Source organism: Micromonospora krabiensis (assembly GCF_900091425.1).
Classification (GTDB): domain Bacteria; phylum Actinomycetota; class Actinomycetes; order Mycobacteriales; family Micromonosporaceae; genus Micromonospora; species Micromonospora krabiensis.
Genome location: NZ_LT598496.1, coordinates 750,737 through 775,027, shown reverse-complemented (window position 1 = coordinate 775,027; position 24,291 = coordinate 750,737). Strand labels below are relative to the sequence as shown.

The 24,291-nt window shown below is 71.8% G+C and carries 19 protein-coding genes; 6 read left to right on the top strand and 13 right to left on the bottom strand.

Annotated elements, in window-relative coordinates; all coding sequences use genetic code 11:
• Positions 1 to 88: 88 nt before the first annotated feature.
• A complete protein-coding gene (locus GA0070620_RS03450) occupies positions 89 to 640 on the top strand; it encodes an RNA polymerase sigma factor (RefSeq protein WP_172836374.1) in 552 nt (183 codons plus the stop codon).
• 18 nt (positions 641 to 658) lie between these two features.
• Complete coding sequence (locus GA0070620_RS03445; protein ID WP_091588526.1) at positions 659 to 1,621, top strand: CU044_5270 family protein; 963 nt, start codon at positions 659 to 661, stop codon at positions 1,619 to 1,621.
• 52 nt (positions 1,622 to 1,673) lie between these two features.
• Here GA0070620_RS03445 and GA0070620_RS03440 read toward each other — a convergent pair whose 3' ends face one another.
• From GA0070620_RS03440 to GA0070620_RS03410, 7 genes are all read right to left on the bottom strand, one after another.
• The gene (locus GA0070620_RS03440) at positions 1,674 to 3,839 is read right to left on the bottom strand and encodes a right-handed parallel beta-helix repeat-containing protein (protein WP_091588524.1); all 2,166 of its coding nucleotides are present in this window, start codon (positions 3,837 to 3,839) and stop codon (positions 1,674 to 1,676) included.
• A gap of 112 nt (positions 3,840 to 3,951) precedes the next feature.
• Entirely contained in the window at positions 3,952 to 4,773 is an 822-nt protein-coding gene (locus GA0070620_RS03435; RefSeq protein ID WP_231922200.1) for a carbohydrate ABC transporter permease, read from the bottom strand.
• A gap of 113 nt (positions 4,774 to 4,886) precedes the next feature.
• Complete coding sequence (locus tag GA0070620_RS03430) at positions 4,887 to 5,939, bottom strand: ABC transporter permease (protein ID WP_091588520.1); 1,053 nt, start codon at positions 5,937 to 5,939, stop codon at positions 4,887 to 4,889.
• 46 nt (positions 5,940 to 5,985) lie between these two features.
• Positions 5,986 to 7,596 carry an extracellular solute-binding protein gene (locus GA0070620_RS03425; protein ID WP_091588517.1) on the bottom strand — a complete coding sequence of 537 codons (1,611 nt, stop codon included), beginning with the start codon at positions 7,594 to 7,596 and terminating at the stop codon, positions 5,986 to 5,988.
• Between the two features lie 14 nt (positions 7,597 to 7,610).
• Positions 7,611 to 11,144 carry a glycoside hydrolase family 38 N-terminal domain-containing protein gene (locus GA0070620_RS03420; protein ID WP_091588515.1) on the bottom strand — a complete coding sequence of 1,178 codons (3,534 nt, stop codon included), beginning with the start codon at positions 11,142 to 11,144 and terminating at the stop codon, positions 7,611 to 7,613.
• A gap of 10 nt (positions 11,145 to 11,154) precedes the next feature.
• Positions 11,155 to 12,723: an FAD-dependent oxidoreductase gene (locus GA0070620_RS03415; RefSeq protein WP_091588512.1), complete on the bottom strand. Its 1,569-nt coding sequence runs from the start codon at positions 12,721 to 12,723 to the stop codon at positions 11,155 to 11,157.
• A 19-nt stretch (positions 12,724 to 12,742) separates the two neighbouring features.
• Positions 12,743 to 14,437 carry an FAD-dependent oxidoreductase gene (locus GA0070620_RS03410; RefSeq protein ID WP_231922199.1) on the bottom strand — a complete coding sequence of 565 codons (1,695 nt, stop codon included), beginning with the start codon at positions 14,435 to 14,437 and terminating at the stop codon, positions 12,743 to 12,745.
• A gap of 203 nt (positions 14,438 to 14,640) precedes the next feature.
• Here GA0070620_RS03410 and GA0070620_RS03405 point away from each other — a divergent pair, with 203 nt between their 5' ends.
• On the top strand, positions 14,641 to 16,197 hold the full coding sequence (locus GA0070620_RS03405) for an FAD-dependent oxidoreductase (protein ID WP_091588506.1): 1,557 nt from the start codon (positions 14,641 to 14,643) through the stop codon (positions 16,195 to 16,197).
• Positions 16,198 to 16,210: 13 nt separating this feature from the next.
• Positions 16,211 to 17,272 (top strand): LacI family DNA-binding transcriptional regulator, encoded by a 1,062-nt coding sequence (locus tag GA0070620_RS03400; protein WP_091588504.1) that lies wholly within the window; start codon positions 16,211 to 16,213, stop codon positions 17,270 to 17,272.
• 9 nt (positions 17,273 to 17,281) lie between these two features.
• Here GA0070620_RS03400 and GA0070620_RS03395 read toward each other — a convergent pair whose 3' ends face one another.
• Positions 17,282 to 17,956 carry a DUF6891 domain-containing protein gene (locus tag GA0070620_RS03395; RefSeq protein ID WP_091588501.1) on the bottom strand — a complete coding sequence of 225 codons (675 nt, stop codon included), beginning with the start codon at positions 17,954 to 17,956 and terminating at the stop codon, positions 17,282 to 17,284.
• A 112-nt stretch (positions 17,957 to 18,068) separates the two neighbouring features.
• Complete coding sequence (locus tag GA0070620_RS03390) at positions 18,069 to 18,902, bottom strand: alpha/beta fold hydrolase (protein WP_091588498.1); 834 nt, start codon at positions 18,900 to 18,902, stop codon at positions 18,069 to 18,071.
• 142 nt (positions 18,903 to 19,044) lie between these two features.
• On the opposite strand from GA0070620_RS03390, the gene GA0070620_RS03385 reads away from it, so the two are divergent.
• Together GA0070620_RS03385 and GA0070620_RS03380 are read left to right on the top strand one after the other, a co-directional pair.
• On the top strand, positions 19,045 to 19,626 hold the full coding sequence (locus GA0070620_RS03385) for a TetR/AcrR family transcriptional regulator (protein WP_091588496.1): 582 nt from the start codon (positions 19,045 to 19,047) through the stop codon (positions 19,624 to 19,626).
• 169 nt (positions 19,627 to 19,795) lie between these two features.
• Positions 19,796 to 20,698: a CDP-diacylglycerol diphosphatase gene (locus tag GA0070620_RS03380; protein ID WP_091588493.1), complete on the top strand. Its 903-nt coding sequence runs from the start codon at positions 19,796 to 19,798 to the stop codon at positions 20,696 to 20,698.
• 133 nt (positions 20,699 to 20,831) lie between these two features.
• On the opposite strand, the gene GA0070620_RS03375 is transcribed toward GA0070620_RS03380, so the two are convergent.
• The 4 genes from GA0070620_RS03375 to GA0070620_RS03360 all read right to left on the bottom strand — a co-directional run bounded on the left by GA0070620_RS03375 (position 20,832) and on the right by GA0070620_RS03360 (position 24,180).
• Positions 20,832 to 21,617: an ABC transporter permease gene (locus tag GA0070620_RS03375; RefSeq protein WP_091588490.1), complete on the bottom strand. Its 786-nt coding sequence runs from the start codon at positions 21,615 to 21,617 to the stop codon at positions 20,832 to 20,834.
• On the bottom strand, positions 21,614 to 22,591 hold the full coding sequence (locus tag GA0070620_RS03370; RefSeq protein WP_091588488.1) for an ATP-binding cassette domain-containing protein: 978 nt from the start codon (positions 22,589 to 22,591) through the stop codon (positions 21,614 to 21,616). The genes GA0070620_RS03375 and GA0070620_RS03370 overlap by 4 nt, the downstream gene beginning before the upstream one ends.
• A gap of 153 nt (positions 22,592 to 22,744) precedes the next feature.
• Positions 22,745 to 23,590: a DUF4097 family beta strand repeat-containing protein gene (locus GA0070620_RS03365; RefSeq protein ID WP_091588486.1), complete on the bottom strand. Its 846-nt coding sequence runs from the start codon at positions 23,588 to 23,590 to the stop codon at positions 22,745 to 22,747.
• A gap of 38 nt (positions 23,591 to 23,628) precedes the next feature.
• Positions 23,629 to 24,180, bottom strand: coding sequence for a toxin-antitoxin system HicB family antitoxin (locus GA0070620_RS03360; protein WP_091588483.1), 552 nt, complete (start codon positions 24,178 to 24,180; stop codon positions 23,629 to 23,631).
• Positions 24,181 to 24,291: the final 111 nt, after the last annotated feature.

Below are 24,291 nucleotides of genomic sequence, written 5' to 3'. Positions count from 1 at the left end.
GGCCCAGCTCGGTAACACCCGCGTCGCCGCGTAGGAAGAACGGGTGTACGGCGACGAGAGAGGACGGCCTGTGCATGACCCTGGCTCAGTGGAGGATGACATCTCCGGCATCGGCACCGACCCGGCGGCCTTCGAGGTCTTCTACCGCCGACACGTCGACGCGGTGACCCGATTCGTGGCGCGGCGGGTCGACGACCCCCACCTCGCGGCCGACCTGACCGCGGACGTGTTCCTGGCGGTGATCGAGTCGGCGGCCCGCTACCGGCCGGACCGTGGTAGCCAGATCGGCTGGCTCTTCGGGGTGGCCCGCAACGTGATCGCCGACGAGCGGCGGCGGGCGGCCCGCCGCCTGGGGGTGACCGGTCGGCTGGCTGGACGACGGGATCTGGACGCCGACGACATCGCCCGGCTCGAGGAGCGGATCGACGCCGAGGCGGCCGCCCGACGTACCTATCAGGCGCTGCAGGAGCTGCCCGACGGCACCCGGGCGCTGGTGGAACTCCTCGCCGTGGACGGCCTCACCGTCGCGGGGGCGGCGAGCGCTCTCGGGATGTCTCCGGTCGCCGCCCGGGTGCGGCTGCACCGTGCCCGCCGCATCGTCCGGGCCGTGCTCGCCCGCCCGGCCACCACCCTCGCCTGACGAAAGGGAGACGACGCCGTGACCAGGTTCCCGCAGTCCTCGCACGACTTCGAGGAGCGGCTCCTCACCGATCTGAAGGCGCACATCGTCCGGCGGTCCGAGGCGGCTCCGGCGGCCCGTCGCTCCGGGCGCCGCCGGCTCGTCGGCGGTCGGCGCCTCGCCGGGGCGTTCGCGCTGGTGGTGGCGCTGACCGCCGGAGGGCTCGCCGTCCAGACGCTGGGGGTGGGTGAGCAGTCGCCGCCGACGGCCAGCGCCGCGGAGATCTTCCGACTGGCGGCCGACGCCGCACGGCAGCAGCCCGAGCTGACCGCCCGGCCCGACCAGTACGTCTTCACGGAACTGTTGGCGACGATGCGGGAGAGACCGGGCAGCGGCCCGTACACGACCGTGCGGACGCAGTTGTGGCAGTCGGCCGGTGGCGTCGCCTACACGCAGGCGCGTTACCGGCCGGAGAGCGACCCGAACGGATGGGGCGACCTGCGGGAGCTCCGGCTGGGCGACCCCGCCGATCCGGAGAAGGAACTCGACGACTTCCCGCCGCCCGCGTACCACGGTGGCCTGCCGACCGACCCGGACGCGCTGCTGGAGCACCTTCGGAAGAACCCGGTCGACCTGCATCTGCCCGAGGCCGCCGACGAGGAGGCCGTGTACGGAAGTGACAGCATGGCGTACACGACCGCGCGGTCGATGCTCGACGGCTACGTGCCGCCTCGGGCGCTCGCGGCGCTGTTCGAGGTGCTGGCCCGGGAGCCCGGCGCGGTCGTCATCTCGCGGGATGTCGTGGATGCCGCCGGCCGGCACGGGGTGGCGATCCGGATGCCCGGTGTGATCGGGGGAAACTACGACTTCGTCTTCGACCGGGACACCCACGTCTACCTCGGAACCCGCATGTCCCTGGTCCGGGACGGCAGCGAGTCGCTGTACTCGGAAGCGGCGCTGCTCCGGGTCGGCGTCGTGGATCGGCCGGGCCAACTGCCCTGACGGTGGCCGGTTCGGTCCGGTGCTGCACCGGACCGAACCGGCCATCCTGGTGTCAGCTCACCAACTGGTACGCGAACTGCACCTCCAACCCGGTCGCGCCGGCGGTGTTCGATACCCGCAGCCGCAGCCGCTTCGGCCCACCGACGCCGTCGAGGGCGTACGGGGCGGCGAGGGTGGTGCTCTGCAGGGCCGTGTCGGCGCCCAACGCGCCGCCGCCGACCGGAGTTCCGTCGGCGTCCAGCCGCACGCTGCAGGTTCCGGCGGTCAGCCTGCGGGTGACCCGGACGATCCGGATCCGCTGCCCGTCGAGGTAGAGGGCGTTGCCGAAGTCGACGAGGCCGTCGGTGACCGGGCCGTCGACGCGGGCCGTGAGCCAGCCGTCGTACTGGGCGACGCCCTTGTTACCGAAGAACCGGGTCTGCGCGGTCTCGTTGCCGGTGATCTGGTACGCCCCGACGGTGTTGCCGGCGAGGTCGTTGCCGGTGACCAGGACGTCGGAGGCGTCGCAGACCACCCCGTAGTCCTGGCGGGAGATGCCGTCGGCGAGCGAGCCGATGGCGTTGCCGGTCAGGACCACCCGGGAGGCGGTGGAGCGGATGTTGACGCCGGCGCCGTTGCGCCAGGCCGTGCCGCCACCGGCGTACGCCCGGCTGAAGCCGACGCCCACGAGGTCGAACGTGGTGTCGTCGACGACGGTGACGCGCCACTTGCCGTTGGCCTCGGTGGTCCCGGTGACGTCGGAGACGGTGATCCGGTCGCCGGTCTCCCACCCGTGCGGCGCGCCCGTGGTGATCCGCACCCCACCGGACCCGTTGGCGGTGACGTCGGCGATCGGCCGGGAGAACGACGGGTGGGCGGTGCGGCCGTTGTTGCCGATCAGGCAGCCGGTGACGGTGACGCGAGTCGAGCCGATGTCGATGCCGTTGCGGCCGCAGCCGCGGATGACGCTGTTGGTGATGGTGGCGCTGCCGGTGAAGCCGGATCCGATCCGAACGGCGTCGTGCTCGTTGTCGCCGGAGATGTAGGTGTTGGTGAACTGGGCCTGCGCGCCGGCCTCCAACAGCACCGGGACGCCGTGGCCGTTCTCGAATCCGCCGCCTTCGAAGTAGAGGAACTTCGGGGCGGCCTGACCGGTGCGGTTGCGCAGCCAGATGCCGTGTCGGCCGAAGAGCACGGCGGTGGCGATGAACTTGATGGACCCGCCGAGACCGTCGATGACCAGGTTGTCGGTGTCGTTGTTGCCGGTGCCGGCCGCGATGCCGCACTGCACGAACTCGACCGGGTCGGCGCGGCCGGTGTCGCCTGCGCCGTTGAGCAGGATGACCTGCTCGCCACGGAAGCCGTTCCAGACGCAGTTGAGGAAGCGGATCGAGTTGCAGCCGCGCAGGAGCATGCCGTTCCAGCCGTCGCGGAAACGGACGTTGGTGAAGGACAGGAGGTAGTTGTTCTGGGCCTCGGTGCGTTCGGTGGCGACCAGGTACCCGCCGGTCAGGCCCTCGCCGCGTACCTGCAGGTCACGCAGGCCGCCGCCGCGGACGGCTACGAACTGGAGGCCGTTGGCGGCGCCGGTGGCGACGACGAGCTGGGTGGCGTAGTCGACGTTGTCGGTGACCCCGGCGCCCTGGAAGAGGACGGGCACGTTCTCCACCCGTACGGTGTGCTCCAGGCGGATCCTGCCGGGCCCGACCTCGACGACCCCGCCGATGGGCAGGGCGTTCACCGCCGCCTGGACGCGGACCGAGTCGTCGGTGTCACCGACGCCGGTGCAGCCGAACCAGGCGAGGCTGAGCCGGTTGGTCGCGGGACGCTTCCACCGGCCGGTCGCGACTCCGGTCACGGCGAAGACCGTTCCGCCGTTGTCGGGCGCGGTGCTGGCCGCGTCCCAGTAGAGTTCGCCGCCCCCGAGGCCCGGCTTGTCGGCGTGGTAGCCGGTCAAGGTGACCCACTGGCCGGGCGCGGTGCCGGGGGTGTCGCGCAGTTCGTCGACGCTGGTGACGGGCTCACCGAGCGGCCTCGGCCGACGTCGGCCGCCCGCGACGGGGTCCGCCGGTTCGGCCTGGGCGGCCGTCGGGGCGAGCAGCTGGCCGCCGGCGAGGACCACGCCGGCCATGCCCAGCGTGGAGAGTGCGCGCCGGCTGATGCCGGACCGCTCGCTGGTGCCGTCGGTCGGTGTCTGGACGGGTGCGGTACGCGCGTCGTGCCTGTTGCCTCTCTTCACGGTTTCTCCTCCGGTGGTGGGGTGGGAACGGCCGGTGGGCACGCATGGTCTACGCCGGCGCCCACGGGGTGGCGCGGGGCGGCGATCGCGATGCGGCGGGGGCCGCGCGGTGTCAGCCCTTGACCGCTCCGATGACGACGCCCTTGGCGAAGTGCTTCTGCAGGAACGGGTAGACGAGGCAGATCGGGATGAGGGAGACGACGAGGATGGCCATCTGCAGGGACTGCTGGGGCGGTACGACCTCGCCGGGCAGGTCGGCCCCGATCGAGGTGTTGTCGACGACGTACGTGCGCAGCACGAGCTGCAGGGGCCACTTCTCCGTCGAGTTGATGTAGAGGACGGCGTTGAAGAAGGCGCTCCAGTAGCTGACCGCGTTGAAGAGCGCCACGACCGCGAGCACCGCGCGGGAGAGCGGCATCATGATGCGGACGAGGATCTGCAGCTCGCTGGCGCCGTCGATCCGGGCGGCGTCGATGATCTCCTGCGGCACCTCCAGGAAGAAGGCGCGCACGATCACGACCTGGAACGCCGAGACCAGGGTCGGCAGGATCAGCGACCAGTACGAGTCGATCAGGCCCAACTGCTTGATGAGCAGGTAGTTGGGGATCATGCCGGCGTTGAAGAGCATGGTGAAGAGCACCAGGAGCAGGATCGGCCGGTGGCCCCAGCTGCCCGGGCGGGACAGTGAGTAGGCCAGGAAGGCGACCACCAGGACCGAGAGGCCGGAGCCGACGAGGGTGACCCCGATGGAGACGAGGGTGGCCCGGGTGACGACGCCACCGCTGAAGATGGCCCGGTAGGCGTCGAGGGAGGGGTTCTCCGGCCAGAGGACGTAGCCGCCGGCGGAGGTGATCTGCTCCTGGTCGGCGAGGGAGGTCGAGATGACCGCCAGGAACGGCGCGACCACCAGCGCGCAGCTGATCAGCAGGACCACACCCTTGAGACCGCGGACGGCCAGGTTCGGCGGGGCGGCGCCGTTGATCGACCGGGGTCGGCCGGCCCGGACTGCGCGCGGCCCCGGCGGGCTGGGACGGTGTTTCGTCGAGGTCACCATTTCGCGTACAGGCCCCTCTCCCCGAACAGGTGCGCGACCTTGTTCGCGCCGAGCACGAGGATCGCCCCGACCAGGCCCTTGACCAGGCCGACGGCCGCCGAGGTGCCCCAGTTGCCGCCGACGATCCCGTAGTTGTAGACGTAGGTGTCCAGCACCTCGGACGCCTCCAGCCCGACCGGCCCCTGCTGCAGGAAGATCTGCTCGAAGCCGACCGAGAGCACGTCGCCGAGCTTGAGGATGAACAGCAGGATGATGACCGGCCGGATGGCCGGCAGGGTGACGTGCCAGAGTTGGCGCAGCCGGCCGCCGCCGTCGACGGCGACGGCCTCGAAGAGCTCGAGGTCGACCCGGGAGATCGCGGCGAGGAAGATGATGGTCCCCCAGCCGGCGTCCTTCCAGATCACCTGGGAGGTGATCAGCGCGAGGAACAGGTCCGGGTCGCCGATGACCTTGATGAGCGGCAGGTCGTGCATGCGGGCCCAGGTGTTGTAGAGGCCCGCGTTGCCGAGCATGTGCTGGAACAGCGCCACCACGATCACCCACGACATGAAGTGCGGCAGGTAGAGGATCGACTGCACGACCCGCTTGATCCGTTCGCTGAGCAGGCTGTTCAGCAGCAGGGCGAGGGCGATCGGCACCGGGAAGACGAGGGTGATCTGCAACAGCGAGATGACCAGGGTGTTCGTGAGCGCGTTGAGGAACGCGGGATCGCCGTTGACGATGACGGAGAAGTTGTCGAAGCCGACCCAGGGTGCTTCGCCGATCGTCAGGTAGGGCTGGTAGTCCTTGAAGGCGATCACGTTGCCGAGCAGCGGGACGTACTGGAACAGCAGGACCAGGAGCACCCCGGGCAGCCCGAGCAGGAGCAGGAAGCGATCCCGTTTGAACCGCTGCCAGCCGGAGAGCCGACGGGCCGGTACCGCGCGGGTCGGCGGCGGAGGCGTGTCGGTGGTGCCCGGGCCCTCCGTCGGGCGGTCGGGCCCGGACCCGCCGGCCGGGGCGTGCGGGCCAGCCGTCGGGCGCCCGGGCACCACACTGGAAGCCATCCTCGTTCCTCCGTTCCTCGTCGACGACCCCGGCGTACGCCGGGGGTCACCCCTGCTTGGCCCGGGCCGCCTCGTAGTCGGCGCGCATCTGGTCACCGCCGGCGCGGCGCCACGCCGTCACCGCCTCGTCCCAGTGGTCGAGCGGCTTGCGGCCGGAGACGATGTCCAGCTCGGCGTTGTCGATGATCTTGCTGAGTTCGCCGGCCTTGTCGAGGGCGACGTCCGAGTAGAGCGACTCGGCCGGGTTGCGGACGATCCGCGGGACGACCTTCTCCTGGTAGGCCCGCTGGGCATCCACGCGGGACCGGTCGCCGGGCCCGAGCACGTGCGGCGCCTCGGCGATGTACTCCAGCGGAAGCTTCACCTCGGTGTTGCCGAGGCCGGTCCGCACCGGGACGTCGCCCTGCCAGGTGTAGTGCTGGCCCTCGACGCCGAAGCGGCGGAACATGTACTCGCTGGTGCCGATCGGCGCCGCGAGCCAGTCGCAGATGCCCAGCAGCTGCCGCAACCGGTCGGCGTTGGTCTTCTTGAACGCGGTCAGCGCGAAGATGGCCGTGCCGGCGCGGCTCGTTCCGGCGCCGCCGTCGTAGCCGGGCGCAACCATCCCACCGACCTCCACCGAGTAGGTCGTGGCGAGGGTGTCCCAGGCGGCGTAGCCCTCGGCGATGATCGCGACGGTGCCCTTGCCGAACAGCTCGCGCAGGTTCAGCTTGCCGCCGACCGAGTCCGGGTGGAACAGGCCCTCCTTGTACATCTCGGTGGCCCGGGCGATGGCCTGCTTGCGCTGCTCGGTCTCGAACTCGGAGACGAACTTGCCGCCCTGCTCCTGCCAGAGGTTGGGCACGCCCAGCATGTTGCCGACGAACTCGATGACCCGTTTGGGATTGCCGAACGCCCAGCGGTTCGCACGGGGGTCGGTCAGCCCTCGGGCCAGTTGGAGGAAGTCCTGGTAGTTGCCGGGTTCCGGGTTCAGGCCCCGCTGCCGGATGAGGTCCACGCGGGAGAACGGGATGGTCCCGACGACCGCTCGGGGGATCGGGATGGCGTAGACGCCGGAGCTGAAGGCGGTGGCCTGCCAGGAGTCGGTCGGGATGTTGGCCAGTGACGGGAAGTCCTTGATGGCGCTGCCGGAGACCAGGTCGCTGAGGTCCGCGCAGAGTCGGGTCAGCACGTCCGCCCGCCGGGTCAACCGGGCCGAGATCAACATCATGTCGGGCAGGTCGCCGCCGGCGATGACGGTGGAGAGCTTGTTGAGGTAGTCGGCGGAGGGCGTCATGGTGATGTCGAGGGTGGCGCCGACGCGGGTGTTCAGCTCCTGCCAGAACGCGTTGCTGCCGGCCGCGGGCGGCACCGGGTTGAACATGTTGGTGAGGATGCTGACGTTGCCGGCGCCCGCGCCGGGCTTGGCCCGGTAAGCGTCGACGAGCCGGCGCGGGTACTGGTAGTAGCCGGCCATCAGGCCGTCGGCGGACGCCGGCAGGTCAGGCTTGACCAGCTGGGACGGGATGTAGTCGGGAAGCTTCGCGGTGGCCGGGCCCTTCGGCCCGGCCACCTCGGTCGAGCCGCATCCCGCCAACAGGCCGCCGGCACCGGCGGCGAGGGCGGCGCCTCCGGTCAGCGTCAGGAAACGGCGTCTGCTCAGGTTCGGGTCACGCATGGCCGACTCTCCAATCAGGGTGTCGCGGTGGGGTGCGGGACGTGCAGGATGAGCGAGAGGACCTGCCACGGCGCCAGCTCCACGCTCAGTCGACCGTCCTGGTCGGGAGTGAGCCGCTCGATCTCCCGCTCGTCGGCGTGACAGCGCACCGCGTGGCCGGCGTTGCCCGCCGGATGGCGCGGCCGCAGCCGGGACGACCGGCCGGAGAGGTCTTGGAGGCGCAGCAGCAATCCGCCGTCACGGGCGGTGGCGACGGTGGCGTGGACGTGGTCCGGCAGGTCCAGGTCGAGCAGGGTGGCCGCCGTGGCGGGCAGGGGCCGCGGGTCGGTGTCGAACTTGTCCAGCCGGGTCACCTCGGAGACCGTCGCCGCGGCCCGGACCTCCCGGCCGAACCGACTCGCCCGCACCGGGTCGAACTCCGCCAGGGGGGTGAAGGCGTACCGGAGGGTCAGGTCCCCGTCCTGCTCGGGTGGGGTGTTGGTGGGCCAGTAGTTGTTGAGCACCCACGAGTAGAGGGCGCCACTGCCCGGCGTGAACGTCTCCGCCCAGGTTCCACGCACGATGTCGCCCACGGTGAACAGGGGCGCGTCGGCGGTGGTCCAGGCGACGGCCGGGCCGCCCGGGGCGGTCTCGACGACCACCCCGTGCTGGGTGGTGAACCAGTCGTGGCAGGCACCGGGCGCGTGGTCGGTGGCGGGGTCGACCCAGCCCTGCTGCCGGTCGTAGCGCAGCACGGGCCGGTCGGCGGCGAAGGGAAACGCCACGTAGACCGACTCTTTGGCCAGGACGCGCTCCTTGGTCAGTCGCACCAGCACGTCCACCCGGTCGGTGTGGTCGCGCAGCAGGATGTCGACCTCCACCCGGGGCAGGCTGGGGGCGGTGCCGACGGCGCGCAGCCGCCAGCCGTCGTACGTGCGGCGCACGCCGATCGGACGCATACGCGCGGGGGTGACGGTCAGGTCCGGCGGGTCCACCTCTACCTGGCCGGCGGCCGGCCCGAGTCGGCGCCCGAGCAGCGTGCTGCGGGGGGCGGGCGGGTGGGTGTGCGGCACACCGGAGTGTTCGAGGTGCTCTCCCCTGGTCAGCGCGTCGGGGCCGTTGCTGACGTAGAGGACCTCGCCGAGCCGCCAGGGAGCGGACGGGTCGAGCAGGTCCCGGCCGGTCGGTCGGTGTCGCAGCCCGGTCACCGCGCCGCTGGTGGGGTCGAAGGCCACCAACCAGCGGGCACACTCCAGGGTGGTCGGCACGGCTCGCCACCGGGTTCCGCCGGCGTCGCCGGTTGCGGCGGCGTCGCCGGTTGCGGCGGCGGCGCCGTCCTCCTCGCCGGGGGTGAGGGTGCGGGCGGCGCCGACGGGCAGCGCGCGGTAGCCGAAGCCGGGCACGTCCGGCACCGTGAGTCGCAGCGTCTGGAAGCCGTTGCACTCGCTGAGCACCTCGGTGGGCAGCGGTTCGCCGTCGAGGAGGAACGGCGTGCCCGGCAGCGCCTCGACCTCGACCTCGATGTCACGCGGCCAGACCAGCGGGTTGTGCGTGAGCAGGGTCGGGCCCTGGGTGTGCACCAGCTCGCCGAGTTGACTGAGCGCGCGGCGGCTCTCGTCCAGCGCGGTCCGCAACGCGGTGTGCACCTGGTGTCGCTTCCAGTCGAGCTGGTCCTCGACCTGATCGCCGTGCGGGTGCGCGGTGCCGTGCGCCCAGGTCCAGGTGTGCTCGCAGCCGAAAAGCGCGCCGTCCCAGGCCGCGTCCAGCGCGGCACGGCGGGCCCGGTAGCGGGGATCGGCCAGGGCGACCAGCGCCGCGAGGCCTTCGGCGGCCGGCAGGGCGGCCTGCACCCGCCGGTGCTCGGCGGTGACGGTGGCGCCGGTGCCGACGCCGTCCTCCCAGTAGCTGCCGCCGTCGCCCCGCCAGACCGGCAGCCGGTCGGCCAGGGGCCGGACGGCCGCCAGGTAGTCGGCCAGGGTGGAGACGCGGATCCGCGGGTACGCGTAGACGGCGTTCCACCGGGCGGCGAAGCCGGCGTCGCCGTCGGCGAGGTCCTCGTTGTCGGCGTGCGTGCCGATCACGGGGAGGTCGGTGGGCAGGTAGTCGGGGCGCTCGTAGCGGGCGAGCAGTCGGCAGAACGCGTGGGCGCCGCCGGCGAGCGTCTGGGGGTCGCCGGCCAGGAACCGCAGTTGGGAGTACTGGTCGGAGAAGTGGGCCAGGACCCGGTCGCCGCCGATGCCCTCCCACATCACCGGGCTGGCCAGGTGCTGCGCGTCGCTGTCGGCGTTGCCGCCGCGGTGGTGGTTCTCGATCCCGACGAACGCCGACAGGCCGAGTGCGCGCAGCATCGACGGCAGCGCCGAGCTGTACGAGGGCACGTCGGTCAGGTTGGCGAAGCCGATCGGGACGCCGTGCTCGGTGCGTAGGCGCGCGGCCAGGTAGGCCGCCCGGTACGTCTCCTCGAGACTGGCGACGCCGGAGAGGAAGAGGCTGTGGAAGGCGTTCACGGCCAGCCGTCCGGAGCGCAGCGCGGCAAGCACCCGGTCGGCCCGCTCGGTGGAGCGGGTGGCCAGGTACTCGGCGACCACCAGCGAGCCGTCGACGGTGAAGCCGAAGGTGGGGTCGCGGTCGAGCTGGTCCAGGGCCCGGTCCAGGTTGCGGCTGTGCAGCTCCAGCACCTTGCCCTGCACATCGGTGTAGCCGACGTCGAGGTGCACGTGCGGGATCAGGTGCAGCGTCCACTTGCGGGGTGGGTGCAGCTCGGTGGCGCTGGGCGCGCCGCCGTCGACGCTGACCTCGGCGATGGTGCCGGCGATCGGTTCCGGCACCGGGAACCGTACGCGGACCTCGCCGAAGGTACGACCGGGCCGGTGCAGGTCGAGCAGGTGCCGGTCGTCGTCGAGGCGTACCTCGGCCCGGAGGGGCCACCGGGAGCCCGGGGGCACCGACACGGTGAGCTCCAGCAACTCGTGCAGGCCCTCGCCGGCGGGCAGGAACAGCGGGGTGGCGACGAGCTCGACCGTCGGCTGGGTGGGCGCCGTGTCGGTGGCCGGGTGCAGGGTGAGCCGGTGCCAGGTGATGCCGCTGCCGAAGTGACTGCCGAACTGTTCGCGGTGGCGGCGGGGCCCGTCGGCCGGTTCGGCGGGCACCGGGCCGGTCGCCGCCGCCACGTCGAGGGTGGTCGTGAGGGCGATGGTGTGCTCACCGGGGCCGAGCCAGGCCGCCGGCAGCGGCACGTCGAGGGTGACGTCCCCGGCGATCGGCCCGTGCCGGTAGGTCTCGGCACGGTCGACCCGCCGGACGCGGGGGTGGAACAGACCCCGGTGTACGCCGTCGACGTCGACCTCCAGGTCGGGGCAGGGCCCGTGGCCGGCGGCGAATTCGAGGCGCAGCACCCATCCGGCGGCCGGCGGGTCGCCGGGCGGGATACGCAGCGGCAGCTCGACCCGGTGCGGCTGCCAGCCGGTGGCCGCGTCGAGCGGCCCGGGTTGGAAGGGGGGAAGGTCGACGCCGGGCGCGGCGAGCGTCACCGGGTCGCGGGTGGTCGAGGGCGTGGTGGGGGCGGCCACGACGTCTCCCCTACCGCAGCTCGGGCAGGTCGAGCACGCTGCCGTGTTCGGTCAGCGCGGCCGCGAGCTCGGGATAGCGGTAGTCCTGGACGGGCTGGCCGGTCCGGATGGACTGGGCGGCGAGTTCGCCGCACGCCTCGCCGAGCATGCCGTAGTTGGGCTCCATCCGGGGCGAGGAGTAGCCGACGTGGCTGGCCGAGAAGCAGAGCGGCACGGTGATGTTCTCGATGCCGCCCGCCGCGGGGAAGAGACACTCGGCGGGGATCTGGTAGAGGTCGACCGGGGGGTTCTTCTCGGTGCCGCTGAGCGTGCCCTCGCCGACGATCGTGTCGTCCCCCTCGGCGTAGTACTGCACGACGTGGCAGTCCATGCCGTACTTCCAACAGCAGACCGGGGTGGCGGTGGTGTTGTTCGGCTTGCGCAGGTCGTGCTGGGTCAGCACCTTCGCACCGATCATCCGGCGGCCCTCGCGGATGTAGAGGGCGTGCGGGAATCCGGTCCCGTGCGGGCTGTCGACGAACTCGTCGGGCGGCAGGCCGAAGGTCCGGGCGTCGGCGCGGAAGCTCTGCGGCAGCGACGGGTCGTTGGCCAGCCAGTAGAGCATTCCCTGGTGCCAGCGGACGTGCTCGGCGATGACCTCCTCGCGGCGCCGCCAGGTGCCGTCGGGGTAGGCCCAGGAGGCGCCGGGCAGGTCGAAGCCGATGAACAGGGCCTGGTTGGTCTGGTACTTGCCGTTGGGCAGCAGGGCGGTGTGGGTGACGATCGAGGAGAGCCCGGGGATGTCCCGCTGCGCCAGCAGTTGTCGCAGGTAGAGGTAGCGCTTCGGGTCGTAGTCGTCCGGTTTGGGGAAGGGAATCCGGTCCGCGTCGCGGCTGAGCACGCCACGGAAGTTGTACGCCTGGACCTTGTCGTCGCCCTCGCCCGCCGCCGACCCAGGCGTCGGTCCGACCGGGTAGAGGGTGTTCGGCCGGAACGGCCCGCGCCGGTAGGCCTGGACCGGTTGGAAGCCGGCGTACGGCTCGTCGTAGCGGTCGGCGGGCTCCCGGCCGACGACGTAGGGTACGCCGGCGGCGGCCATCAGGTCACCCTCGTAGGAGGCGTCGATGAAGAACCGGGCCCGTTGCCAGCCGTCCGCGGTGCGTACCGCGGTGATGCGCCGGCCGGTGACGTCGACGTCGGCGGGGCCGTGGATGCGCTGGTTGACCAGGACGGTCGCGCCGGCCTCCGCGATGAGCCGGGCGGCGACGCGCTCGGCGACCTTCGGTTCGAAGCGGTACTGCGCGCCGTCCACCTGGGAGGGGGCGTCGGCGGCGCCGTACTCGGCGGCGATGCCGCCGAAGAAGCGGCTGCGGGTCAGCCCGGCGTGGGCGGCGTCGATGTTGGGACCGTCGGACTTGACCAGGCCGCCGGCCACGATGCCGCCGACGTGTCCGGTCGGTTCCAGGATGAGGCTGCGCAGGCCGCGTAGCCGCAGGCGCAGCGCGGCCATGATGCCGGCGAGCGTGGCGCCGTAGATGACGACGTCGTAGCGGCCGGTGGGGTCGTCGGCCGGGTCGTGGCCGGCGTGGGGTGCTGCCATCGGTCGTGTCCTCCTGCGGTCAGGCCGGGCGGGCGATCTGCGGGCGCGGGGTGCGCGGCAGTGGTGGGGCGAGCAGCGGGGTGGCGCCCTTCGCGGCCTGCGACGGTCGGGTGCGGCGGATCTGGTCGGGCCAGGCGAGCGGGATGCCGAGGGTTCCGCCGAGCAGCCGTTGGTAGTCGGCGGTCAGGGTCGTGGAGTCGGCGACGGCCGCCGGTTCGTGCCCGCCGTCGAGGCAGTAGGCGGCGAGGGCGCCGACAGCTTCCCCGATGCTCCACTCGACGGGGTGCAGCCGGTAGCAGCCGTTGGTGATGTGGGTGGTGCCGATGTTCTTGTTGGCCGGTAGCAGGTTGCGCATCCGCACGGGAATCAGGGCGCCGAGCGGGATCTGGAAGGGATAGCACTCGAGGTTGACGTAGTTGATGCCGGCGGTGCTCGGGTGCAGGTCGATGTTGTAGTGCCCGACGCCGACGGCGTCGTCGAAGATCTCCGAGCCGGCGCCCTCCGGGCGGTCGGTGACGGCGACGTGGTGCTCCAGCACGGTGAAGCGGGCGCGGATGCGCCGTGACTCGCGGACGTAGACGGACTTGGCGAGGCCGTCGTCGGTGTCGGTGAGGTCGGGGCGTAGCCGCAGGCCCGGGTAGCCGTGGCCGCCGTCGGGACGGGGCGCCTCGGTCTGCATCCAGTGCAGGTACGACAGGGACAGCTCCTTGCAGCGGCGCAGCGCGCGCTGGCGGGCGGTCTCGTCGATGTCCGGCCCGACGAGCGGCGCCTCCCAGTAGTCGATGTTGGGCCAGTTGACCAGGGTGATGTCGGTGTCGACCAGGTCCGGCTGGAACTGGGTGCGGGCGCGGATGCGGCGGAAGTGCCACAGGTCCGGGAGGCGCACGGCGTCCAGGTCGCCCTCGAAGATGCGGTTCACCTTGCCCGACATCGTGTGGATGTCGATCTTCTCCCAGGAGAGCTGCGGCCCGGGCCAGAACGGGTCGACGTGGGTCTTCCAGTGGTCGTACGACGCGGGCCGGTCCACCACGTGCTCCTCGCCGGGCCGGTATTCGAGGGGAAAGCACCAGGTGATCGCCTGCTGGTCGGTCGGGTCGGCGACGGGTGCGGCGTACCGTTCGCCGGTCTCGTCCTGGGACTCGGCTCCGACGACGTGTTCGACGCCGGCCAGGTCGAGCAGGTCGCCGAGTTCGGTGGCGTCGGCGACCAGCGCCGCGGTGACGGTGAGCTGCCCGCCGTCGCGCCGGTTCTCCAGGGTGACCGCGGTGATCCGGTCGCCGTCGGTTGCCGCCGCGACCGGCACGTGGTGGTGCAGCACGGTGACGCGGCCGGCGGAGACGTAGCGCATGAGCATCTCGTCGAGGACGGCGACGCCGACGCGCGGCTCGTGGCAGAGTCGGCTGACGTTGCCCAGTCCGGGGTTGAGGGTGGGGTCCGCGGCGGCGGCGTCGCGCAGCGGGTAGTTGCGCCGGTAGTAGTCCCGGATCCGGCCGCGCAGCTCGCGGTAGCCGGGCGAGATGTGCTCGGTCTCGATCCACGGGTGCTCGTCGGAGGGGACGGCCTGGGCGGTGAGCTGCCCGCCGAGCCAGTTCGTCTCCTCGGTGAGGACGACCCGCCGGCCGAGCCGGGCGGCGGTCAACGCGGCGGCGACCCCACCGAGACCACCGCCGACCACGAGCAGATCGGTGCTCAACTCCCGGGAAAACCTGTGCACGCCCATCGCCACCCATCACTCCATGGATTGCTAATATATTTGCGGCAACCACTCGACTGTGGATTGCGGCTACGTTACATCCGTCCGTCAGCGCGGTGTCAAGACGACCGTTACGGCAATCTTTAGCGAAGTCATCGGCAAAGTCTCATTAGCAAATATCAGCACCTATACAGCGGCGTACGCCGATGCTAGAACCAGAAGCCATGACAACCGCACCCGCGCTCCCCGGCCTGCACCACTACCTGCCCGCCCCGTCGGAGGCCGCCGCGCCGCAGGTACGGGAGGCGGACGTCGTCGTCTACGGGGCCACCTCCGGTGGCGTGACCGCCGCCGTACGCGCCGCCCGCGCCGGGCTGAACGTGGTGCTGCTCGCCTACGGCGACCACCTCGGTGGCATGACCGCGTCCGGCCTCGGCACCACCGACGTGGGCCGGGCTGCCACCGTCGGCGGCCTGGCCCGCCGCTTCTACGACCGCGTCGCCGCCGTCTACCAGGCACCGCCCCCGCACTGGGACGTCGAGGCGCGGATCGCCGAGGAGATCTTCGACGGCTGGTTGACCGCCGTCGGCGTGCGCGTGCACCGACGTCAGCGGCTCACCTCCGTACGCCGCGAGTCCGGCCGGATCGTCGAGCTCGGTACCGACGACGGCAACCGCTACCGGGCGGCCGTCTACGTCGACGCCTCCTACGAGGGCGACCTGATGGCCGGGGCGGGCGTCCGCTACACCGTCGGGCGCGAGGCGTCCGCGACCTACGGCGAACCACTCGCCGGCGTGCAACACAGCGTGAACCACCAGTTCGAACGGCCAGTGGACCCGTACGTCCTGCCGGGACGCCCGGAGAGCGGACTACTCCCCGGCATCTCCGCCGACGCGTACGGCACCGTCGGCGACGGCGATCGACGGGTGCAGGCGTACAACTTCCGCCTGCACGTGACCACCTCGCCCCGGCGGATCCCCTTCCCCCGCCCCGAGGGCTACGACCCCGGCCGCTACGAACTGCTCCGCCGCTACATCGACGCCGGCGTCTTCGAGCTGTACGGGCGGACCACCCGCGTCCGGGGCGACGTGTTCGACATGAACAACCACGGCGCGTTCTCCTCCGACCACATCGGGGCGAACTACGACTGGCCCGAGGCCGACCACGCACGACGCGAGGAGATCTTCCAGGACCACGTCCGCTACCAGGCCGGCCTGCTGTTCTTCCTGGCCAACGATCCCCGGCTCCCGACGGCGGTGCGGGACGCCACCCGCGAGTACGGCCTGGCCCCGACCGAGTTCACCGACACCGCGCACTGGCCGCACCAGCTGTACATCCGGGAGGCCAGACGGATGATCGCCGACTACGTCATCACCCAGCACGACGGCACGGGCCGAACGCGCGCCGCCGACCCGATCGCCCTGGCGTCGTACGTGATGGACTCCCACAACACCAGACGGGTGCTCGTCGACGGGCACCCCCGCAACGAGGGAAACGTGCAGCACCCGCTGACCGTGCCGTTGGGCATCCCGTACCGCTCGGTCGTGCCCCGCGCCGCCGAGTGCGCGAACCTGCTCGTCGCCTCGGCCATCTCGGCCTCGCACGTCGCGTTCGCCTCGGTGCGGATGGAACCGGTGCTGATGATGGTGGGCGAGGCGGTGGGCGCCGCCGCCGCGCTGTCCATCGCGGACAAGGTCGCGGTGCAGGAGGTCGACTACGAGGCGCTACGGAAGGATCTGCTTCGATCGGGTGCGATCCTGACCTGGCCACCGTCTGTCTGAAGGAGGTTGACGCGTGACGAAGCCACGCAGCCGCGGCTCGCGCCAGGCGGACGTCGCCCGCGAGGCCGGGGTCTCCCAGTCCACCGTCTCGATGGTGCTCAACGGCGGAGGTGACCTCGGCCGGATCTCCGTGGAGACCCAGCGCCGGGTGCTCAGCGCGGCCCGCCGGCTGCGCTACACCCCGAGCGGGCCGCAGCGGCCCCCGACCGGCAGCCGCCAGACCCCGCTGCTGCTCGGCGTGCACACCTTCGAGCCGATCTTCCCGACCAGTGCCCGGGACTACTACTTCGAGTTCCTCCAGGGCATCGAGGAGCAGGCCGCGACCGACGGGTGCAACCTGGTCCTCTTCACCGCGGCCGAGGACGAGGCCGGCGTCCGGCGGATCTACCGGGGCGGGGTCAACGGGCTGCGGCAGGCCGCCGGCAGCCTGCTGCTCGGTCACCACGCCCACCGCGACGACCTGGCCCGGCTCGCGGCCGACGGCTACCCGTTCGTCTACATCGGCCACCGCGAGGTGCCGGACGCGGAGATCTGCTACGTGGGCGGCGACTACCGTGCAGCCACCGGTCGGATGGTGGACGAGCTGGTCGCCGCCGGCCATCGCAGTTTCGCCTACCTCGGCGAGGCCGTTCGGTACGAGCCCCAGGTGGACCGCTGGGAGGGCTTCGCCGCGGCGCTGGAACGCTTCGGCCTGCCCGTCCCGGTGCCGGCCTTCGACCGGCCGGAGGCGTTGACCGCGCAGTGGCTCGACGGCGCGCTCGCCGCCGGCACGACCGCCGTGCTCGTCGAGTCGGTCAGCCTGTTGCGGGTGCTCGCCGCGATGATCGCGCTGCGTGGGCTCACCATCCCGGAGGATCTCTCCGTCGTGCTGCTGGTCGACGACCCGTCCGACGACGCCGGCGGGCGGCCGTGGGCGGCACTGCACACGCCGCGCAACGCGATGGGCCGCCGGGCGGTGCGACTGCTGAGCGCCCTGCTCGCCGATCCGCACGGCGACTACGAGCGGCAGATCCTGCTGCCCTGCACCCACACTCTCGACGGCACCACCGCGCCGCCCCGCCCGGATCGCCGCTGAGCGCGACGGTCAGGGCAGGGGCGCGTACCACTGGGCGCCGGTGACGAGGATCCGCTTTGACTGCTTGCGGTTCCACTGGACCCGCATGCCGTGCCGGCGCAGGACCGGGAAGACCGTCTCGTCCAACAGCCGTTCCAGGTCGGCCTGGTAACGGGCCTGCTGCTCGGCCTCGGGCAGGGCGTCGTAGGCGGCCTCGTCGAAGTCGGCGGGCGGGTAGGCGCCGTAGCCGAGGTAGACCGCGCCGTTCTCGCTCGCGACCAGCGACTCGGTGTCCTGCTGGTGGTACCAGAGGTAGCCGTGCCAGTGCCGGGAGCCGTCCCGCTCGTCGTGGATCTCCGCCGCCGCGCAGGTGCCACAGCAGCTGAAGTTCTCCCTGGCCAGCACCCCCAGCTCGGTCAGCTCCGCGAAGGCGGCGGTGATGTTGCTCCGCACGTCGCCCCACCCACGCTGCTGCTCCCGTCGGGCGGCCGTCGCCTGCTCGTACGCCGCCCGCAGCTGCTCGTCGGTGGCGCCGTGACGCTCCTCGTCGTCGTCGAAGTAGTCCACGAACTCGTCGGCGTCGTCCTCGCCACGCACGACCCAGTCCCAGATCTCGTCGTCGATCCGGGTGCGGCCGGGCTCCGCGATCTGATCGGTCAGGAAGCGGGCGCCCTCGGGCCGATCGTTGTAGATCCATCCAGTCACGGCGGCGATCCTCGCACGGTCCTGTGACAGCTGCGGTCGATCCCGCTCGTCGCTGCGCGCCGCCGGAGGTCGATGTCGCACTCCCGACGACCTCGACCTCCGGCGACCGGTGTCACTTGGCGAGGAACGCCAGCAGGGCCTCGTTCACCTCGGCCGCGTGGGTCCAGAGCAGACCGTGCGGCGCACCGGCGATCTCGACGTAGTCGGCGTCCGGCAGCCGCTTGCGGAACTCCCGGGCGGTGGCGTCGACCGGCAGGATGTTGTCCGCGGTGCCGTGCAGGATCAGCGCCGGCACGTCGATCTTCTCGACGTCGCCCCGGAAGTCCGTGAGCCAGGTGGGGACGACGGCGCTGGAGGCGTACCACGACGCGCCGGCGGCGACGTTCCAGCTGTTGCGCAGGGCCTCCTCGGAGAGCCGGCTGCCCAGTGTCTCGTCGGTGTTGTAGAAGTTGCGGTAGAAGTCGGTGAAGTACGCGTAGCGGTCGGCGGTGGCCGCGGCGAGAATGCCGTCGAAGACCTCCTGCGGCACGCCGGTCGGGTTGTCCTCGGTCTGGAGCAGGAACGGCTCCAGCGAGGCCAGGAACGCCGCCTTGGCGATGCGGGCGGAGCCGTAGCGGCCCAGGTAGCGGGCCACCTCGCCGGTGCCCATACTGAACCCGACGAGCACGACGTCGGTCAGGTCGAGCGTCTCGAGCACCGTGTTGAGGTCCGCCGCGAAGGTGTCGTAGTCGTAGCCGACGGTCGGCTGGCTGGACTGGCCGAAACCCCGCCGGTCGTACGTGATGACGCGGTAGCCGGCGGCGAGGAGGGCCGCGCTCTGCTTCTCCCAGGAGTGACCGTCGAGCGGGTAGCCGTGGATGAGCACGACCGGCTGCCCCTGACCGTGGTCCTCGTAGTACAGGTCGATGCTGGTGCTGTTCTCGGTCCCGACGGTGATGTAGGGCATGACGGCTCCCTCTGAAACTGCGGAGAACGGCCGTTCTCCGATCTGTGGTCTAGGCTAGAGAACGGCCGTTCTCAGCGCTACTCCCCCGGCGGGATCTCCGCCGTGAGCGTCGTCACCCAGACTTGGACAGCAGGAGGGCACCATGCCGGCACAGACAGACGACGCGACACGCGAGAAGGTGCTGGCCGTCGCCGACCGCCTCTACTACAGCCGGGGCATCCAGACGGTCGGCATGGACACCCTGCGCACGGAGGCGGGGGTCTCCCTCAAGCGCCTCTACCAACTCTTCCCCTCCAAGGAGAGCCTCGTCGAGGAGGTCCTGCACCGCCGACGCCAGACCTGGGACAGCCTCGTCGAGGCGGCGGTCGCCAGCGGCACGACCCCCCGCGCACGACTGCTGGCCGTCTACGACATGCTCGCCCGCTGGTTCGACGAGGACGACTTCCGAGGCTGCGTCTTCATCAACACGTTCGGCGAACTCGGCGCGAGCACCCCGCGGATCGCCGAGCTCGTCCGCGAGCACAAGGCCCAGTTCCAGGACCGACTCGCCGAGCTCGTGGCCGAGGCCGGCGGCCCGGCGGCGCTCGCCTCCCAGCTCGCCATCCTCGCCGAGGGCGCGCAGACCACCGCCGCCATCGCCGGCACGAGCGAGGCCGCCGGCCACGCGCGTACCGCCGCGGAGACCCTGATCGACGCGGCCCTGGGCGCGACCTCCGCCCGGTGAGCAGGCGCCGGCCGGCGCTCGGCTCGGGGCCGACACGATCAGGGGATCGCGCCGGTCCGCCGCCGCGACTCCTGACCGTTTCGTCCTAGTCTCATCACGTTCGTGGCTCACATTCGCATTCCGTGGCCTCCCGCCCGGGCTGTGCTGGCACGACGAGAGGAGGGCGGCGATGAGCGGCGACGCGCTGAGCGGGAAGCTCCACCGACGCCACTTCGTCAGGCTCTCCGGAACCGCCGGCGCGGCGGGGCTGCTGGGCCTGATGGGGGCCGGTAGCGCGCTGGCCGACGGCGGGGAGCCGGCCCCGCCCACACCCGGCGAACCCGGCGCCTCCCCCTGCCCCACGCCGTCCGCCCTCTGCGGTTATCCGAGCGACACCGGCGGGCGGTACGACCTGTGGGACCGCGTGCAGGTCTGCGAGGGCACCAAACCCGGCCCGCCGTTCCCCCAGTGCCTGCGGACGACAGCCACCTACGTCGTCCTCAACGGAGGGTCGGGGTCGAACCACGACTTCCTCCTCGTCCCCAGCTGCCGCGTCAGCGGCATCGAGTGCCCGTTCGTCGCGACCCCCGCCGCGCCGAACTACTGGTTGGAGGCGTGGCTCAACGCCCAACCCGGGCAGCCGGGGCATGTGTTGTATCCCCACGTCGGCTTGGGCGTCAACTCGGCCGACCCGACGATCCGTCAGCAGGACCAGCTGCACGTCCACCTGGCCGGGATCCACTCGGGCATCCAGACGCAGCTCAACAACCACGACAGCGCGATCACCAACAACCCGTCGCGGTGGCGAACCCAGATCGTTCCGATCTGGGGCCTGACCAACACCGGCGCCCCGGCTCCCCGCTCGTACCGCGTGCTGCACGTCGCGAACCTCAACGAGAACCTGTTCACCCTCCTGCGCGACAGCGTGGTGCGGCCCACCGGCTCGACCATGGCGGCGCAGATGCTCGCCGTGACGCCCCGGCTGGTCGGCAACGGCGGGTTCTACGTCGTCAACAGCGAACCGGGCCTGAGCGTCCCGCCCGGGCAGCCCGGCGGCACGGGCACCGTCGACTTCCTGCTCGCCTACGCCTAGGGCAGGTGCAGGGTGGGGCGCACGGGAGTCTCGCCGGTCGGGCCGCCGTCGTGGACGGCCACCGGCGGGATCCCGGACACGGCGGCGTGGGGCGGACGCCGGTCGGCGTCCGCCCCACGCTCATCCCACGCGGTTACCGGGCCGCGCGTCGACGGAACGCGCGCCGGGCCCACAGGTACGACAGCAGCGAGATCACCGCGCACCAGGCCAGCGCGAGCAGGGCGCTGTCGCCGATTCCCGAGCCGAGCAGCAGGCCGCGCAGCGTCTCGATCACCGGCGTGAACGGCTGGTAGTCGGCGAACCACCGCAGACCGGCGGGCATGGTGTCGGTGGGTACGAAGCCGCTGCCCAGGAACGGCAGCAGGGTCAGGAACATGGGCGTGTTGCTGGCGGTCTCGACGCTGTCGCTGACGAGGCCGAGCGCGACCGACAGCCAGATCAGCGCGAACGCGATCGCGGCGAGCACGCCGACGGTGGCGAGCCACTCGACCGGGGTGGCGTTCGGGCGGAACCCGATGGCGAGCGAGATGCCGAGCACGACGGCGATACAGAGCATGGTCTGCACCAGGCTGCCGAGGACGTGTCCGGTCAGGACGGACGCGCGGGAGATGGCCATGGTGCGGAAGCGGTCGACGATGCCCTCGGTCATGTCCATCGCCACGGAGATCGCGGTCCCCTGCGCGGCGCCGGTCACGCTGAACAGCAGCATGCCGGGGACGAGGTAGTTGAGGTACGCGCCGCGGTCACCGCCGGGGAGCCCGGCGCCGAGGGCTTCGCCGAAGACGTAGACGAACAGCAGCAGGAGGACGACGGGGAGGCCGATCAGCATCGCGGTGAGCGAGGGGTAGCGCTGGAGGTGGCGGACCTGTCGGCGGAACATCGTCGCCGAGTCGGTCAGGGTGTGGGCGAGGCTGGTCATCGGTGTCCCCCCGGGTGGGTGTCCTGCGCGGCGGATGCGGTCGTGCCGGTGAAGGCGAAGAAGACGTCGTCCAGGTCGGGCGTGTGGATCGAGAGGTGGTCCACCTCGACCCGTGCGTCGTCGAGCCGGTCGAGCAGGGCCCGCAGCGAGCGCACGTCACCGTCGCTGCTGACCTGCAGGGTGAGGGCGTCGTCGTCGCGTTGGGCGACGGCGAGGGCGCGGGCGGCGGCGCGCAGGGCGGCGGGGTCGGTGAAGCGCAGCAGGATGTGCCCGCCGGGGATGCGGCGCTTCAGCTCGTCGGGGGTGCCCTCGACGACGATGCGACCGTGGTCGAGCACGGCGATGCGGTCGGCGAGCTGGTCGGCCTCGTCGAGGTACTGGGTGGTGAGGAAGACGGTGACGCCCTCGGCGACGAGCCCGCGGATGATCTGCCACATCGCGTGCCGGCTGCGCGGGTCGAGACCCGTGGTGGGCTCGTCGAGGAAGATCAGCCGCGGGTTGCCGACGAGGGTCATCGCCAGGTCGAGCCGGCGTCGCATGCCGCCGGAGTAGACGGAGACCGGTTTGCGGGCCACCTCGCCGAGGTCGAAGCGGTCGGTCAGCTCGGCGATGCGGCGTCGGCCCTCGGTACGGCCGAGGTGGTGCAGGTCGGCCATGAGTTTGAGGTTCTCCGCGCCGGTGAGGAGGTTGTCGACGGCGGAGAACTGTCCGGTCACGCCGATCGCCGCCCGTACGCCGTCGGGCTGGCTGGCGAGGTCGTGGCCGGCGACGCGGATCGACCCGGCGTCGGCGGGCAGCAGGGTGGACAGGATCCGCACGACGGTGGTCTTGCCGGCACCGTTGGGGCCGAGCAGCGAGAAGACGGTTCCCTCGGTGACGGTGAGGTCGATGCCGTCGAGGACGGTCTTGTCCCCGTACGTCTTGCGTAGGCCGGACACCGAGATGGCCGGCCGTGTCGCGGTCGTTACGATCATTGCTCCTCCATCGACAGAAGTCATGGTGTGGGTGCCGGGGGCGCGCGCCATCGCCGGTCGGGCCGACGGGGCGGGACCGGTGTACGGGGGCGCGGTTCACCGCCGGTCAGGGGCGTGTACGCCGATGACCGGATCGTGCGGTGGTGGGATGCGTCAGGCGCGGTGGATCACGATGTCGCCGAACGCCGTACGGGCGAGCACCTCGGTCTTCTCGTCGGTGTCCGCGGGGCCGGTGGCGGCGTCCAGGTCGTTGCGGACCTTGCCGAAGTGGGTGTGCAGGTCGAGCCGGGCCGCGGTGCCCCGGCGGATGCCGACCTCGACGCGGCCGGCTGCGGTGCGCAGCGTCGCGGAGCCGCGGACCACCTCGCCGATGCGGATGTCACCGTTGGCGGTGTTCGCCGTGACGGAGGCGCCGGCGTGCTCGGCGACGATGTGGCCGTTGGCGGAGCGGACCCGCAGCTCGCCGCCGGCGTCGCCGATCCACGTGTCGCCGTTGCTGTTCTTGAGTACGGCCTCCCCGCCGACGGCGCGGACACTGATCTTGCCGGAGCCGGTGGTGATCTCGGCGTCGCCGGTCACGTTCTCGGCCACGGCGGCACCGAAGCCGGTGTTCAGGCGCAGCGTGCGCGTGTCCTCGACCTGCAGGTCACCGGCGCCGGTCTTGAGGCGGCAGTCGGCCAGCGCGCCGGAGCAGTTGACCGCCCCGACGCCCAGTTTCCCGTCGACGTCGGAGCCGGCGGGCAGGTCGACCGTCACCTCGACGGAGCCGGTCTTGCCGAAGATGCCGAAGGTGGGTTGCCGGGGACCGCGGACCAGGAGGTGGCCGGAGGCGTACTCCACGCGGGTCTGCGCGGCCGCGCGCACGTCGCGCTCGTCGGATTCGTCGGCGGGCCGCACGTGGACGACCGTGTCGGCCCGCGCGCCGGCAATGATGCGGACGTCGCCGGCGACGAGTTCGACCGACGCGGAGATCGGGTTGGGGGTGTCGAACGATGGCATGGTGTTCCCCTTTCGGGTGGTCGGTGGGGCTGGTGCCGTCAGCGCACCCAGCCGGTGTAGCGCTGGCCTCCGCTCGGGGCGCCGGAGCGCCGGGGGGCCTCGGCACGCGGGGCCTGGTTGCCGGCGTCGACGGCGGCGGCCGCCGCCCTGATCAACCAGGTGTTGATCGAGACGCCGGCGGTCGCCGCCGCCTGCTCGACGCGCGCCTTGAGGTGCTCCGGCAGGCGCAGGCTGATTCGTACGGTCGCCTCGTCCTCGCCGTCTGCGGGCGGCTGCGGCGGTGGCATCACCGGTGGCATCACGGATGGCATCACCGGCGTCTCGGTGTCGTCGGCCCACTGCTCGGCCGGCGGCGGCGTCACGACGAAGCTCGGCTCCCGGTTGCGCAGCCGCAGGTCGACCGAGCCCGGCGCAAGGTCGCGAGTGATCTCGGTCGCCGCTTCGGAGAGCGCGTCCAGCAGGGCCAGCCGGATCGACGACTCCAGCGCCGCGCTGAGCCGCTCGCCGAGCTCGCGCGCCTCTTCGCCGCCGGCCGCGGCCGCCACCGCGAGGTCGCGTCGGACCGCGTCCACGTACCCACGAAGTTCCATGACGCCAGTATGGCATCACAGTGATGCCATACGCAATGGCGATGGCGCCACGTGATGCCGCCGACGGCCTGAGGTGTCCAATACCCCCGGTTGCGCTGTGCGGGCGTCGAA

Excerpts from the sequence above, each read along its gene's own strand:
- GA0070620_RS03430 (WP_091588520.1), bottom strand. The coding sequence starts at position 5,939 with ATGGCTTCCAGTGTGGTGCCCGGGCGCCCGACGGCTGGCCCGCACGCC.
- GA0070620_RS03425 (WP_091588517.1), bottom strand. The coding sequence starts at position 7,596 with ATGCGTGACCCGAACCTGAGCAGACGCCGTTTCCTGACGCTGACCGGA.
- GA0070620_RS03415 (WP_091588512.1), bottom strand. The coding sequence starts at position 12,723 with ATGGCAGCACCCCACGCCGGCCACGACCCGGCCGACGACCCCACCGGC.
- GA0070620_RS03405 (WP_091588506.1), top strand. The coding sequence starts at position 14,641 with ATGACAACCGCACCCGCGCTCCCCGGCCTGCACCACTACCTGCCCGCC.
- GA0070620_RS03390 (WP_091588498.1), bottom strand. The coding sequence starts at position 18,902 with ATGCCCTACATCACCGTCGGGACCGAGAACAGCACCAGCATCGACCTG.
- GA0070620_RS03385 (WP_091588496.1), top strand. The coding sequence starts at position 19,045 with ATGCCGGCACAGACAGACGACGCGACACGCGAGAAGGTGCTGGCCGTC.
- GA0070620_RS03380 (WP_091588493.1), top strand. The coding sequence starts at position 19,796 with ATGAGCGGCGACGCGCTGAGCGGGAAGCTCCACCGACGCCACTTCGTC.
- GA0070620_RS03375 (WP_091588490.1), bottom strand. The coding sequence starts at position 21,617 with ATGACCAGCCTCGCCCACACCCTGACCGACTCGGCGACGATGTTCCGC.
- GA0070620_RS03370 (WP_091588488.1), bottom strand. The coding sequence starts at position 22,591 with ATGATCGTAACGACCGCGACACGGCCGGCCATCTCGGTGTCCGGCCTA.
- GA0070620_RS03365 (WP_091588486.1), bottom strand. The coding sequence starts at position 23,590 with ATGCCATCGTTCGACACCCCCAACCCGATCTCCGCGTCGGTCGAACTC.
- GA0070620_RS03360 (WP_091588483.1), bottom strand. The coding sequence starts at position 24,180 with ATGGAACTTCGTGGGTACGTGGACGCGGTCCGACGCGACCTCGCGGTG.